Annotated in this window: 10 protein-coding genes; all 10 read left to right on the top strand. The window is 70.4% G+C overall.

Features of this window, described 5'->3' with window-relative positions; all coding sequences use genetic code 11:
• The first annotated feature begins 57 nt into the window (after window positions 1-57).
• The 10 genes from mltA (at window position 58) to tssH (ending at window position 13,666) form a co-directional block, all read left to right on the top strand.
• On the top strand, window positions 58-1,638 hold the full coding sequence (gene mltA / locus ACSFA5_RS26410; protein WP_435447010.1) for a murein transglycosylase A: 1,581 nt from the start codon (window positions 58-60) through the stop codon (window positions 1,636-1,638).
• A 23-nt stretch (window positions 1,639-1,661) separates the two neighbouring features.
• Window positions 1,662-2,420 carry a hypothetical protein gene (locus tag ACSFA5_RS26415; RefSeq protein ID WP_435447011.1) on the top strand — a complete coding sequence of 253 codons (759 nt, stop codon included), beginning with the start codon at window positions 1,662-1,664 and terminating at the stop codon, window positions 2,418-2,420.
• A 27-nt stretch (window positions 2,421-2,447) separates the two neighbouring features.
• Entirely contained in the window at window positions 2,448-3,608 is a 1,161-nt protein-coding gene (locus ACSFA5_RS26420) for a hypothetical protein (protein WP_435447012.1), read from the top strand.
• Window positions 3,609-3,763: 155 nt separating this feature from the next.
• The gene (locus ACSFA5_RS26425; protein WP_435447013.1) at window positions 3,764-5,767 is read left to right on the top strand and encodes a caspase family protein; all 2,004 of its coding nucleotides are present in this window, start codon (window positions 3,764-3,766) and stop codon (window positions 5,765-5,767) included.
• 52 nt (window positions 5,768-5,819) lie between these two features.
• Window positions 5,820-6,377, top strand: coding sequence for a type VI secretion system tube protein Hcp (locus ACSFA5_RS26430; protein WP_435447014.1), 558 nt, complete (start codon window positions 5,820-5,822; stop codon window positions 6,375-6,377).
• Between the two features lie 32 nt (window positions 6,378-6,409).
• Window positions 6,410-7,243 carry a type VI secretion system accessory protein TagJ gene (locus ACSFA5_RS26435; protein WP_435447015.1) on the top strand — a complete coding sequence of 278 codons (834 nt, stop codon included), beginning with the start codon at window positions 6,410-6,412 and terminating at the stop codon, window positions 7,241-7,243.
• Window positions 7,236-7,748 carry a type VI secretion system baseplate subunit TssE gene (gene tssE, locus ACSFA5_RS26440; protein ID WP_435447016.1) on the top strand — a complete coding sequence of 171 codons (513 nt, stop codon included), beginning with the start codon at window positions 7,236-7,238 and terminating at the stop codon, window positions 7,746-7,748. The genes ACSFA5_RS26435 and tssE overlap by 8 nt, the downstream gene beginning before the upstream one ends.
• Window positions 7,749-7,859: 111 nt before the next feature.
• Window positions 7,860-9,752: a type VI secretion system baseplate subunit TssF gene (gene tssF / locus ACSFA5_RS26445; RefSeq protein WP_435447017.1), complete on the top strand. Its 1,893-nt coding sequence runs from the start codon at window positions 7,860-7,862 to the stop codon at window positions 9,750-9,752.
• Complete coding sequence (gene tssG, locus ACSFA5_RS26450) at window positions 9,749-10,867, top strand: type VI secretion system baseplate subunit TssG (RefSeq protein WP_435447018.1); 1,119 nt, start codon at window positions 9,749-9,751, stop codon at window positions 10,865-10,867. The genes tssF and tssG overlap by 4 nt, the downstream gene beginning before the upstream one ends.
• A gap of 72 nt (window positions 10,868-10,939) precedes the next feature.
• The gene (gene tssH, locus ACSFA5_RS26455; RefSeq protein ID WP_435447019.1) at window positions 10,940-13,666 is read left to right on the top strand and encodes a type VI secretion system ATPase TssH; all 2,727 of its coding nucleotides are present in this window, start codon (window positions 10,940-10,942) and stop codon (window positions 13,664-13,666) included.
• The last annotated feature ends 331 nt before the right edge of the window (window positions 13,667-13,997 follow it).

The following is a 13,997-nucleotide window of genomic DNA, read 5'->3' on the forward strand; positions in this document are numbered from 1 at the left end:
TCGTCTGCAGAGGGTCGGCCTCTTTCGGGCCGCCGTTCTTTGGACAAGGAGGCTTTCATGAACACCCGGCAGCAGCAGCATCTCGTCACCTCAGCGCTTCGATGGGCCTCGGTCGCGGCCATGGCCTGCCTGGCCGGCTGCGCCGTGCCGCCACCGGCGGGAGGCGACGCCACGGCCACCGCGCCCGACGCCGCCACCCCGCGCCCGTCGGCGCCCGCCGGCGCCAGCGTGGCCGGCCAGGCGCGCACCTTCTCCACGCAGCTGGCCACCTACACCTCGGTCGGCTTCGACGCGGTGCCGGGCTGGTCGCGCGACGACTTCTCCGAAAGCTGGCCCGCCTTCCTCGGCAGCTGCAAGGTGCTCACCGGGCGCGGCGCCGAATGGAAGGACGTGTGCGCCCGCGCGCTGAAGATCGACGGCAAAAGCACCAACGCCATCCGGGGCTTCTTCGAAAGCGAGTTCTCGGCCTACCAGATCCGCGACGACGACCGCCGCCCCGACGGCGTGGTCACCGGCTACTTTGAGCCCGAGATCGCAGGCGCCCGCCAGTACGGCGCGCCATTCATCTACCCCGTGTACGGCCAGCCGGAAGACATGCTGTTCGCCGATGCGCGCAAGCTGCCCGCAGGCAACGGCACGGTGGCCGCGCGCGTGGAAGGGCGCAACGTGCTCGTGCAGACCGGCCTGAGCACGCGCGACATGGGCGCGCCGGGCCTGTACGCGCTCGACCTCTCGGGCGTTGCGCGCGACACGCTCGACCGCAAGGTGCGCCTGCGGGTCGAGGGCAAGCAGCTGCTGCCGTACTACACGCGCGAAGAAATCGAGACCAAGGGCGCGCCCAACGCCAAGGTGCTGGCCTTCGTGAGCAGCGCCACCGCGCTGTACGAGATGCAGATCCAGGGCTCCGGGCGCATCAGGATGGCCAACGGCGACGTCGTGCGCGTGGCCTATGCCGAGCAGAACGGCCAGCCCTTCCGCCCGACCATCGCGCAGGCCGCCAACGGCAAGCCGCGCAGCGCGGTGAAGGTGCGCGGCTCGTCCATCGAGCTGCAGCTGGACGACGGCAGCGACGACGACGACGCGGGCGCCGTCGACAGCAGCGCGATCCGCACGCGTGGCTTCACGCTCGCGCGGCCGGTGGCCAGCGGCCCGGTCGTGGTGCCGGGGCGGCGCACGGCCGGTGCGGTGGCGGGCTCGGGCATCAAGGACCCGAGCTACGTGTTCTTCAAGGAGGCCACCTCGCCCGTCGGCGGGCCGGTGGGGGCCTTCGGCGTGCCGCTGTCCGCCGGGCGCTCGATTGCGGTGGACCCGCGCAGCACGCCGCTGGGCTACCCGGTGTTCGTGTCCACGCGCACGCCCGGCAGCGGCGCGCCGATGCAGCGCCTGACGATTGCGCAGGACACCGGCGGCGCCATCCGCGGTGCGGTGCGGGCCGACTATTTCTTCGGCAACGGCCAGCAGGCCGCGACCAACGCGCGCCGCATGAAGGAGCGTGGCCAGCTGTGGATTCTTCTGCCGCGCGGCCTGGCCGTGGCGCAGGCCGCGGTGTCGTCCACCATCCGCACGCGCGGCGCCGCGGTGGGTGCGGACCTGCCGCAATGCCTGGTGCCTTCGGAAGGCAGCTGCGTCGACGACTGACCGATCGGGCGCTTCGAATCCCCATGCAAGAGACGCTCTCGTCCGCGGAAAGCTCCGAACTCGTCCGCCTCTGGCGGCGCAGGCAGACGCTGTCCCCGAACGACATGGGCTCGATGTACCGCATCGTGGGCGAGGCGCTGGGGGCCTGCAACCCGCCCGAGCTGCAGGTGCTGGGCGAGGGCCGGCAGGAGCTGGTGGCGCAGTTCATCTACGTGAAGGTGCTGCGGCTGAACACCGACCCTGCCGATCCCGACGAGGCCGAAGAGCGCGCGGGCCACAGCGCGCCGTCCACCGCCTTCGCCCTGTGCGCGTACTTTCGCCGCTACCTCATCGACTGCACGCGCGCGAGTTCGTTTCGCCGCAAGCTGTCCATCGGCGACCAGATCACCGAGGCGCAGCTCGAAGACGAAGTCGGCGCGGGCGAAGACCCCGAGGGCTGCCTGGCCGAGCACGGCCTGAGCGCGCAGCAGGTGCAGCTGGCCGCGCGGGCCTTCATCGCCGAACTGCCCGAACCCGAACGCCTGCTGCTGTGCGAGGGCTTCGGCAAGGAGGCGGAGGGCGGGCTGTCGGGCATCGCGTCTCGCCACGCCATTGCGTCGTACCACTACCGCGCGGGTCGCCTGGGCCTGGTGCACAAGCGCGAGGGGCTCACGGCCGACTACGCGAAGACCCGGCTCGGCGGCTGGCTGCAGCAGACGCTGGGCATTGCGCTGGAGCCCGGCAACATGGACGCGATCCTGCAGGTTTTCAAAATCCTGGGTGCTGAAGCGTCTTATGCCTGAAGACATAGCCATTCAGGAACAGACGCCATGACCCACGACCTCTGGCCCCCGCTCAGCGTGATCCGCAACGCGCTGGAAACCGGCGCGGCCGTGCCCGATGCCGAAGCGGACGACGGGCCTCTTGCCTCCGGTTCGGTGGTCGTGGCCATGCCGGGTGCGGCTCCCGGGACCAGGACCCCATCCGCATCGATGGCCACCGCCTCCGACCTGCTGCTGCCTTTGGCCGAACTGGCCCGGCGCCGCGAGGCGGTCGCGCGGCGCGCTTTCCCGGCGCGTTGGGCACCGGGGCGGCTCGTCAGCGTGGTGCATGAAGGCCGGCTGCTCGGCGTGCTGCTCGACCGCTGCATCCACCGCGAGCTCTGGCAGGGCTGGATGGCCGCGGGCGAGGCCGACTGGGCCGGCGTCTTCGACGTGCTGCTGGAGCCTGAGGACGAGCCCTTCGAGCCGATGTTCGGCGTCGTCCAGACCTGGAACGTGCTCACGCTCGAACCCCGGGCGCAGCTGTGCGCGCGCGTGCTCGGCGAGCTGTCGGCCACGCGGCTGGCGGCGGTCCGCGCGGTGCACGACGAATGGGCCGCGCACGCCGCGCCGGACATCGCGCCCGAGCCGGGGCGCATCGCGCTGCGCACCGTGGGCGGTGTGTTCTCCGTGCTGTCGGGCACGCCGCTGGGGCCGCAGGACCCGCGGGCCGACTACCAGGGGCTGTACCGCAACGCGGGGCTGCAGCTGGCCGGGGCGCTGGTGCCGCCGCCGGAAGAGGGCGCCGAGCCGTCCGTGCGTGCACGGCCGCAGGCTCGGCCCGAAGGCGGCTGGTGGGGCAGCATCCGCCGCTGGTTCGGCGCGGAAGGCTGGGCGCGCCCGGCGTTCGCGGTGCTGGCGTTGTTCGTGCTGGTGCAGAACATCGGGCTGCTCGGCGGGCGCGATGTGGCCGAAGACGACGAGGTGCGTTTTCGCGCCGTGCCGAGTGCACCCGCGCCCGCAAGGGCCGACCTGGTGGTGCGCTGGAAGGACGGCGTGCGCATGGACGAGGCCGACCGGCTGCTGCAGTCGATCTCGGCGGACGTGGTGGGCGGGCCCGGCGGGGGCGGTGCATGGCTCTTGCGCGTGCCGGAGCCGGTGGACGCGCTGGCGGTGCTGGCGGATTCGCCGCTGGTCGAGTCGGCCGGGCCGGCGTCGGAGCGGCCATGAGTTGCCGCGCCCTGCTTTTGTCTTTCTCCCTCCCCTTCCGGGGGAGGGTCGGGGTGGGGGCCAGCGGCGTATCCGTTGCTGTCGGCCCGTCCAACGCCGCCTGCCCCCATCCCAGCCTTCCCCCGGAAGGGGAAGGAGCAAGGCAGCAGCGTCTCTTGCAGGCCCTGCTCGTGCTGTGGCTGCTCGCCTGCGGCAGCCTCGCCTTCGCCACGCCGCGCGCGCTGCTCGTCGGCGTCTCCGAACTCGTCAACCAGCCGCAGGCCCTGTGGCTGCAGGCGCCGCGCAACGACGTGATGCTGATGCGCGACGCCCTGCTCAAGCAAGGCTTCGCCGCCCCCGACATCACCGTGCTGGCCGACGGCGTCGGCGGCGCCGCGTTGCCCGAATCGCAAGCCATCCACGACGCCCTCGCGCGCCTGCTGGCCCAGTCGAAAGGCGGCGACTTCGTGCTGCTGTATTTCTCCGGCCATGGCACCCGCCTGCGCGACACCGCCAAGCGCTACCAGGAGCCCGACGGCCTGTCCGAGAACTTCCTGGCGCGCGACGTGCGCGGCACGCTCGGCGCCGACACGGTGCTCACCGGCGACCTGCGCGATGTCGACTTCGATGCGTGGATCCAGTCCTTCCTCGCGAAGAACGTCTTCATCGCCTCGGTGTTCGACACCTGCTCCGCCAACTCCATGACGCGCGGCACCGCCGACGCACCGGCCACCGCCGAAGGCCCGCCCGGCGACGAGGTGCGCTGGCGCGGCCTGCGCGCGACGCAGCTTGCCGGCGGCAACGCACCCGCGCGCCTCATGCCGGTGCCCATGCCGGCAGAGGCCGTGCCGCGCGCCCGCTACGTCGCCTTCTTCGCCTCCGAGAGCCACCAGATCACGCCCGAGCTGCGCCTGCCCCGCAACGCGCGCAATGCCCGTCCGCAGGGCCTGCTGACCTGGGCCGTGGTCGAGGCGCTGTCGCGCAGGCCCGCCACCTGGCGCGACCTGTTCGAAAGCGTGCTCGCGCTGTACCCGCCGGTCATCGACGAACTGGCGCAGCGCTTTCCCACGCGCGAGCTGCCGTCGCCCGTGGCCGAAGGCAACCTCGACGCGCCGCTGTTCGCCAACAGCGGCGCACCCGCGTCCACGCGCCCGGTGTGGCGCGCGCAGCGCAGCGGCGACAGCCTGTCGGTCAAGGCCGGCCTGCTCGACGGCCTGGCGCCGCAACAGGAGGTGCGCGTGCTCGCCACGCTCGACGACGGCACGGTGCGCAGCGCCGCGGCCACCGTCGCGCAGATCAAGCTGGGCGGTGCGTGGCTCGCGGTGCCCACGGCGTTGAAGGAGGTGCCGGGCAGCGCCTTCTGGAGCGTCACGCCCTTGGGAGAACCCGCCGCCACCGCCTTGCGCGTGCGCACCGACAAGCCCTTGCCCGCCGGCCTGAGCCTGGATTACCCGGCTGCGATCCGCACGGCCGACGAGGCATCGGGTGCCGACGTGCGCTGGACCGACCAGGGCGCCTCGGGCCACCGCCTCGAACTGCTCGCGCCGATGTTCGGCGCCGCGCTGTCCACCGTGGCTGTGCCCGCTGTGCTCGTGCCCGACACCGCCGCGCTGCGCCGCCGCCTGCAGGCCCTGGCGCAGCTCAAGTGGCTCGGCCAACTGCAGGCCTACGGCAGCGGCGGCCAGCTCGACGGCTTCGATGCCGCGCTCGAAGTCTGGAACGGCGACACCCTGCTGCGCAGCACGAGCGTCGCGCAGGCCGCCAGCGTGCTGCCTTCGCTGCGCGCGGGCGAGCGCATGCGCCTGAGCGTGCGCAACACCGGCGGCCGCTCGCTCGACCTCGTCGTCGCCGGCATCGACGCACGCGGCACGCTGCAGTCGGTGTACCCCGACGCACTCGGCGACACCAACCGCTTCAAGCGCGGCACACCCGAACAGCCCGCGGTGCAGCGCTTCGAGCTGCCCTGGCTCGACGCGGCCGGCGACGCGCGCCTGCTGGTCATGGCCGTGCCGGTCGTGCCTTACAGCGCCCCGCGCCTGTTCGGCCTGAGCTTCGCGCAGGCCGATGTGTCGCAGGTGCGCGTGCGCGGCGGGCAGCCGCCGCCCGAACGCGGCGAGCGCGAGGTCTTCGCCGCGCTGCTGCGGCGCGACGGTACTGCAGGCAGCGGGGCGCGGCCATGAGGCCGGTGCCCCGGAGCCCGGTTCAGTCTTTTTTCCGAACACCGGAGGTGATATGGCTTTTCTCGACGACGGCTCCTGGAGCCCTGAAGACGCGCGGCAGTTCTACGAGTTGGTGGGTGCGGGCTCGGCCGACACCGACCTGGTCATGATGATCGAGAGCAAGGGCGCGCCGGTCGAAGGCGAGCTCGAGCGTTCGTTCGAGGACGGCAAGGCGCGCCTGAGCATCGGCGGCTACTACTGGTCGGTGCAGGTGCCCGAGTCGTCCGCGCAGAACCAGGTGGTGCCCAACAACCTGATCGTGGCGCGGCGCAGCGACGCGGCCACCGGCACCATCGCCAGCCTGCTGCGCGCGCAGGAGAAAGACCTGAAGGTGGTCATCAGCGCCTTCAAGTCGGGCGGCGACCAGCGCGCGCCCGACGCTCAGTCGACCTTCGAGATGGTGCTGGAGAACGCGCGCATCTGCCGCCTGGTGCTCAACTCCGGCGGCAACTGGGGCGTGCCCTCGGAGCTCATCTCCATCAGCTACCGCACGGTGAAGATCAAGTCGGCCCCGCAGAAGGCGACCGGCGCGCGCGGCGCGGTGCGCGAATGCCAGTTCACCCGCGCCTGAACGCATCAGGCACGCCGCAAGGACCACACGCCATGACGACCGCCGCCCAATTCCTCAAGGCCGCCGATCCGGTGGCCGCCCTCCAGGCCCTGAGCGACGATGTGCGCGCCAAGCCGGCCGACAGCAAGCACCGCGTGTTCATGGCGCAGCTGCTGTGCGTGCTCGGGCAGTGGGAGCGCGCGCTCAACCAGCTCACCGTCGCGGCCGAACTCGACGCGCTGGCCGTGCCCATGAAGCAGGTGTATGGCGAGGCGGTGCGCTGCGAAGGCCTGCGCGCCGAGGTGTTCGCCGGCACGCGCACGCCGATGATCTTCGGCCAGCCCGACGAGTGGCTGGCGCTGCTCATCGAGTCGCTGCTGCGCCAGGGCCGCGGCGAAAGCGCGCTGGCCGAAGACCTGCGCCAGCGCGCCTTCGACGGCGCGCCCGCCATCGCCGGCACCATCGACGGCGCGCCCTTCGAATGGCTGGCCGACGCCGACATGCGCCTGGGCCCGGTGCTCGAGGCCTTCGTCAACGGCAAGTACTACTGGATTCCCTACGCACGCCTTGCGCACATCAAGATCGAACCGCCCGAAGACCTGCGCGACTGCGTGTGGATGCCCGCGCACCTGCAGTTCGAGAACGGCGGCGAAACCCTGGCGCTCGTTCCCACGCGCTACGAAGGCACCGAAAAAAGCGAGGACGGCGAGCTGCGCCTGGCGCGCAAGACCGAGTGGCGCGAACTGCGCCCCGAGGTGTGGGCCGGCCACGGCCAGCGCGTGCTCGGCAGCGATGCCGGCGAGTACGCGCTGATGGACGTGCGCGAGATCCTGTTCACGCCGGCGGCCGATGGTGTCGAGGGCGCCGGGGGCCTTGTCGATGGCTGAGCTCACCGCGCAGGAGCGCCTGCAGCCCTCGCTGCTCGACCGCCTCGTCGACCATGCGCCCACCGAGCAACGCGAGGGCGACGACAAGCGCACGTTGACAAAGCAGGCGCTGCGCCAGGCCGTGCTGCGCGACCTGGGCTGGCTCTTCAATGCCACCGGCCACGGCCTTGCGATGGACGACAAGCAGTACCCGAACGTGGCGCGCTCGGTGCTGAACTACGGATTGCCTATGCTGTCTGGCCAGTTCACCTCGTCGGTGCAGCGTGTCAGCATGGAACAGGCTTTGAAGAACGCGATCCTGCAGTTCGAGCCGCGCATTTTGTCCCGCACCCTCGAAGTGGAACTCGTCATGGAAGGCGCCGCACTGGACTCCCACAACAGCATCGGCCTGCAGATCCGCGGCATGCTGTGGGCGCAACCCGTGCCGCTCGAGTTCCTGATGCGAAGCCGCGTAGACCTCGAAGAAGGCCGCATCGAGATCGTGGACATGGCGCAGAAATCATGAGCCCCCCGGCTTTTCACTGCGCTGCGCTCCGTGTAATTCGCCACCCCCCGAGGGGGAGGCGCGGCTCGCCTTGGGGCGGCCCGGCGGCGGCCGCCTTCCCGGAGAAATGACATGGACCCTCGGCTGCTGAGCCTGTACGAGCAGGAACTGCGCTACTTCCGCGAAAGCTCCGCCGAGTTCGCGCGCGCGTTCCCGAAGATCGCGCACCGCCTGGGCATCGAAGGCCAGGAAGTGGCCGACCCGTATGTGGAGCGGCTCATCGAGGCCACCGCATTCCTGTCGGCGCGCGTGGGCCTGAAGCTGGACGCCGAGTACCCGCGCTTCACGGGCCACCTGCTGGACATCGTCTACCCGCACTTCCTCGCGCCCACGCCGGCGATGGTGGTCGCGTCCTTCGTGCCCGACCCCGACGACGCGAACCTCGCGACCGGCCCCACGCTGCCGCGCGGCAGCGGCCTGCGCGCGCGCCAGGCGGTGGGGCAGAACACGCACTGCGAGTTCCGCACCGCGAGCGCGCTGCGCATCTGGCCCGTGGAGATCCAGCGCGCGCAGTACTTCACCTACGCGCCCGACCTGCCGCTGAACACGCACCCGCAGTCGCGCGCCATTCGCGGCGGCCTGCGCATCGCGCTGCGCGCAACGGCGGGCCTGAACTTCAGCCAGATCGCGCTGGACGACCTGGTGCTGCATTTCAGCGGCGCGGAAGACGTGGCCTGGCAGCTGCACGAATGCGCGCTGGGCCAGCCCGTCGGCGTGCTGGTGCGGCCGCTCGCGCCCGGCGGTGCATTGCAAGGCACGGCCCGAAGCCTGCCGGCCAGCGCCATCGGCGCGGTCGGCTTCGAGGAAGACGAGGCCTTGCTGCCCACCACCGCCACCGGCTTCTCGGGCTTTCGGCTGCTGCAGGAGTACTTCGCGTTTCCCCAGCGCTTTCAGTTCGTGCGCGTCGGCGGGCTGAAGGCACTGCTCGCAGCGATGCCGGTGACCGAGGTCGAAGTCGTGCTGCTGTTCTCGCGCGGCGATGCGGCGCTCGAAAAGCTGGTGAGCGCCGACAACGTGCAGCTGCACTGCGTGCCGGCCGTCAACCTGTTCACCAAGCGGCTCGACCGCGTGCCGCTGAGCGAGGGCGTGAGCCAGTTCCACCTGGTGCCCGACCGCACGCGCCCGCAGGACTTCGAGGTGCACACCGTCACCGAGGTCGTCGGCCACGGCGCGCCCGGCGCCGACGCCACCGCGGCGGAGCAGGCGTTCCGGCCCTTCTATTCGGCCTTCCACGGCAGCCGCAACAGCCACCCGGCCTACTTCACGACCACGCGCGAGCCGCGCATGCTGTCGGTCCGCCAGCGCACCGAGGGCCACCGCAGCAGCCACATCGGCTCCGAGGTCTACATGCAGATCGTCGATCCGCAGCAGGCGCCCTATGCGGCCACGCTGCGGCAGCTGGCGGTGACCGCGCTGTGCACCAACCGCGACCTGCCGCTGTTGATGCCGCTGGGCCGCGAGAACGACTTCGACTGCGTCGACTCCTTCCCCGTGCAGCGCGTGCGCATGGTGCGCGGGCCGTCGCGGCCGGTGTCGCCGGTGGTGAGCCAGGGCCTCGGATGGCGTGTGGTCGACCACCTCGCGCTCAACTACCTGTCGCTGTCCGACAGCACGCCCGAGCAGGGCGCCGCCGCGCTGCGCGAAACGCTGATGCTCTACGCGGTGCATGCGGACGAGATGCGCCAGGGCCAGGTGCGCGGCCTGCTGTCGGTGAAGAGCAAGCCGGTGGCGCGCCGGCTGCCGCTGAAAGGGCCGATCGCCTTCGGACGCGGCCTCGAAGTGACGCTCGAGGTCGACAAGGACGCCTTTCACGGCCACAGCGCCTTCCTGTTCGGCGCCGTGCTCGCGCGCTTTCTGTCGCGCCATGTCGAGGTGAACCATTTCGTCGAGACCGTGCTGCGCGTGGCGGGCCGGGGCGAGACCATGCGCTGGAGACCGCTGTGCGGGACGCGGCAGATTCTGTGAGCGCCGCCCGGCCGCCCGAAGGCGCTCGCTCCCTCGCTTGCGAGGGGGGAGGCGAAGTCCGCGAAGCGGCGAGCCCGGGGGAGTCGGTACGCGCAAGGGTCGATGCCGCGCTGCGCGCGTGGTCGGCGCAGCCGTGGGCCTTCGACTACTTCGCGGTGATGCGCCGGTTGGAATCGGTCGCCGCCACCACGCCGCGCTGGGGCCGCGCGCTGCTGCCCGGTGCCGAGCCGGTGCGCGTAGGGCAGGAGCCGTCGCTGTCCTTCGCGCCTGCCAGCCTCAGCCGCTTCGAGCCCGCCACCGCGCATTCGCCGCCGCGCCTGCGCCAGCAGTTCTTCGGCTACATCGGACCCAACGGGCCGCTGCCGGTGCACCTGAGCGACTTCATTCGCGAGCGCAGCCTGAACCACGGCGACCCGACGTGGCTGGCCTTTCTGGACAGCTTCTCGCACCGCTTCTCGCTGCACTTCTACCGCGCCTGGGCGCAGTCGCGCCCGGCCGTGGCGCTCGACCGGCCGGGCGAAGACCGCTTTCGGCTGCAGGTGGGCGCGCTGGTGGGCATCGGCACGCCGGGGCGCACCGACCGCGACGAGATCCATGACGACGCGCGCCTGCATTTTTCAGGCTGGCTCGCGCGCCGCGTGCACAACGTGGAGAGCGTGGAGCGCGTGCTGTGCAGCTACTTCGGCGTGCCCGTGACGCTGGAGCGCTGGGTCGGCCACTGGATGCGCTTGCCCACCGAAGAGCTCACGCGGCTGGGGCAGGGCGAGAGCTCGCGCTCGATGGGCATGGGCGCGATGCTGGGCACGCGCGCATGGGACCGCCAGCACCGCGTGCGCCTGCACCTGGGCCCGCTGACCATCGCGCAGTACCGCATGTTCCTGCCGACGGGCGATGCACGGCCCGTGCTGCAGCGCTGGATGCAGCAGCTGCTGGGCGACGAGCTCGAATGGGACGCCGAGCTCGCGCTCGAAAAGGCCCAGGTGCCCGCCACGCGGCTGGGCAGTGCCAGGGGCAATGCACCGCGCCTGGGCTGGGTCTCGTGGCTCGGCGAGCGCGCGCGCAGCCGCGATGCGGCCGATGTGCGCATCGGCAGCCAACCGGTGGGCGCGCGTTGATGCGGCCCGGTCTTTCAGCACGTCTTTCAATCCACCCAGCGTCATTCGTCCAGAAGAGATACGGAGTCCTCCATGAGTGAAATCAGCCGCGCCGCCCTGTTCGGAAAACTCAATTCGCTGGCCTACAAGGCCATCGAAGGCGCCACGGTGTTCTGCAAGATGCGGGGCAACCCCTACGTGGAGCTGGAGCACTGGTTCGCCCAACTGCTGCAGGCACAAGACTCCGACCTGCACCGCGTGATCCAGCACTACGGCCTGGACGTGTCGGTCGTCGCCAAGGACCTGACCGCCGCGCTCGACCGCCTGCCGCGCGGCGCCACCGCCATCAGCGACTTCTCGCCGCACATCGAGAACGCCATCGAGCGCGCGTGGACCTACGCCACCCTGCAGTTCGGCGAGGCGCAGGTGCGCACCGGCTACATCGTGGTGGCCATGCTGAAGACGCCGAGCCTGCGCAACCCGCTGTTCAACCTGTCGAAGCAGTTCGAGCGGGTCAAGGCCGAAGACCTGGCCGACAACTTCGCCAGGATCTGCGATGCGTCTCCCGAATCGCAGATGCGCGCGCAGGACGGCACCGGCTTGGGGCAAGGCGCCCCCGGCGAAGACACGGGCGCGATGGCGCCGGCTGCCATGGGCAAGGGCGACGCGCTGAAGAAGTTCGCGGTCGACCTCACCGAAAAGGCGAAGAAGGGAGAGATGGACCCGGTGACCGGGCGCGACGAAGAGATCCGCCAGATCGTCGACATCCTCATGCGCCGCCGCCAGAACAACCCGCTGCTGACCGGCGAGGCCGGCGTCGGCAAGACGGCGGTGGTGGAAGGCTTCGCGCAGCGCCTGGCGCGCGGCGACGTGCCGCCGCAGCTGAAGGACGTGAAGCTGCTCACGCTGGACATCGGCTTGCTGCAGGCCGGCGCGAGCATGAAGGGCGAGTTCGAGCAGCGCCTGCGCCAGGTGATCGACGAGGTGCAGAGTTCGCCGACACCGATCATTCTTTTCATCGACGAGATCCACACGCTGGTGGGCGCGGGCGGTGCTGCCGGCACCGGCGACGCGGCCAACCTGCTGAAGCCCGCCTTGGCGCGCGGCAACCTGCGCACCATCGGTGCCACGACCTGGGCCGAGTACAAGAAGTACATCGAGAAAGACCCGGCGCTCACCCGCCGCTTCCAGGTGGTGCAGGTGCCCGAGCCCGACGAGGTGAAGGCGATCTTGATGCTGCGCGGCGTGGCCAGCGTGCTGGAGAAGCACCACCGCGTGCAGCTGCTCGACGAGGCCATCGAGGCCGCGGTGAAGCTCAGCCACCGCTACATTCCCGCGCGGCAGTTGCCCGACAAGGCGGTGAGCCTGCTCGACACGGCGTGCGCGCGCGTGGCCGTGAGCCAGCACGCCACGCCGCCCGAGGTGGAAGACTGCATGCGGCGCATCGAGGGGCTCGCGGTGGAGCAGGAGATCATCGGGCGCGAGGAGGCCATCGGCATCGACGTGACCAAGCGCGCGGCGCAGGTGGTGGCGCTGCTGGCCGAATCGAATGTGCAGCTCGATGCGTTGAATGTGCGGTGGAAGGAAGAGAAGGGGCTGGTCGACCGGTTGCTCGAGTTGCGTGCGTTGTTGCGCAAGGGGAGCAAGCCGGTGGATGCGAAAGGCGAGGGCGATGCCAGCGCCGTCGTGCCCCCACCCCAACCCTCCCTCAGCGGGGGAGGGAGCGAAGACCGGGCGGCGCTGCTGGTTGAACTGCATGCGCTGCAGGCGAAGATCCAGGCGGTGCAGGGCGATAGCCCGCTGATTCTTCCCTCGGTCGACGAGCAGGCGGTGGCCTCGGTGGTTGCCGACTGGACGGGCATTCCCGTCGGACGCATGGTGAAGAACGAAGTCGAGGCGGTGTTGAAGCTCGCCGACACGCTCAACCTGCGCGTGATCGGCCAGAAGCACGGGCTGGAGATGATTGCGCGGCGCATCCAGACTTCTCGCGCGCGGCTGGACAACCCGCAAAAGCCCATCGGCGTGTTCATGCTGTGCGGCACCTCGGGCGTGGGCAAGACCGAAACGGCGCTGGCGCTGGCCGAGGCGCTGTACGGCGGCGAGCAGAACATCATCACCATCAACATGAGCGAGTTCCAGGAGGCGCACACCGTCTCCACGCTCAAGGGCGCGCCGCCGGGCTATGTGGGCTACGGCGAGGGTGGCATCCTGACCGAGGCGGTGCGCCGCCGCCCGTACAGCGTGGTGCTGCTCGACGAGGTGGAAAAGGCCCACCCGGACGTGCACGAGATTTTTTTCCAGGTGTTCGACAAGGGCTGGATGGAAGACGGCGAGGGCCGCATGATCGATTTCAAGAACACGATCATCCTGCTGACCACCAACGCGGGCAGCGAGCTGGTGATGAGCATGTGCCGCGACCCCGAGCTGCTGCCGGACTCCAATGCGTTGGCCGACGCCCTGAAGGCACCGCTCATGAAGGTGTTCCCGCCCGCGCTGCTGGGCCGCATCGTCACCATTCCCTACTACCCGTTGTCGCCGGACATGATGAAGAAGATCGTGCGGCTGCAGTTGGGCCGCATCAAGAAGCGCGTGGAGGCGAACCATGGCGTGCCGTTCGACTACAGCGAGGCGGTGGTGGACCAGGTGGTGGCGCGGTGCCAGGACCCGGAGTCGGGGGGGCGCGTGATCGACGCGATCCTGACCAACACGGTGTTGCCGACGATCTCTGTCGAGTACCTGCAGCGGCTGGCTTCCGGTGGAGAGATTCGCCGTGTTGCGCTGGATGTGAAGGACGCAGACTTCACTTACGCGTTCGACTGACATGGACTGCTGTTTTCCTGTTTGTCGCTGTAGGGGGCATTCGAGGCGCGCTCACGCCGACGGGGTACCTTGCTCCGCGAATGTCCCCCGGGGCTGCGCCCCTCCTCCTTTATTTCGCTGCGCAAGGCACCCCATCGACGTGAGCGTCTTCAGAACCGTCGTTGATCGCCGATCACCAGCAGCGAGCTCAGTGCTCAGAGCAGTCGTTGATCGGGACGCACCAACAGCGTGTCTCGTGAACAGGGCGTCGGGTACTCCCCGCAGCGAAATAAAGGAGGAGGGCGAAGCCCGGGGGACATTCGCGGAGGGGAGTACCCGGCGTCCTGTGCAC

The sequence above is a fragment of the Variovorax monticola genome, from assembly GCF_051216855.1.
Classification (GTDB): domain Bacteria; phylum Pseudomonadota; class Gammaproteobacteria; order Burkholderiales; family Burkholderiaceae_C; genus Variovorax.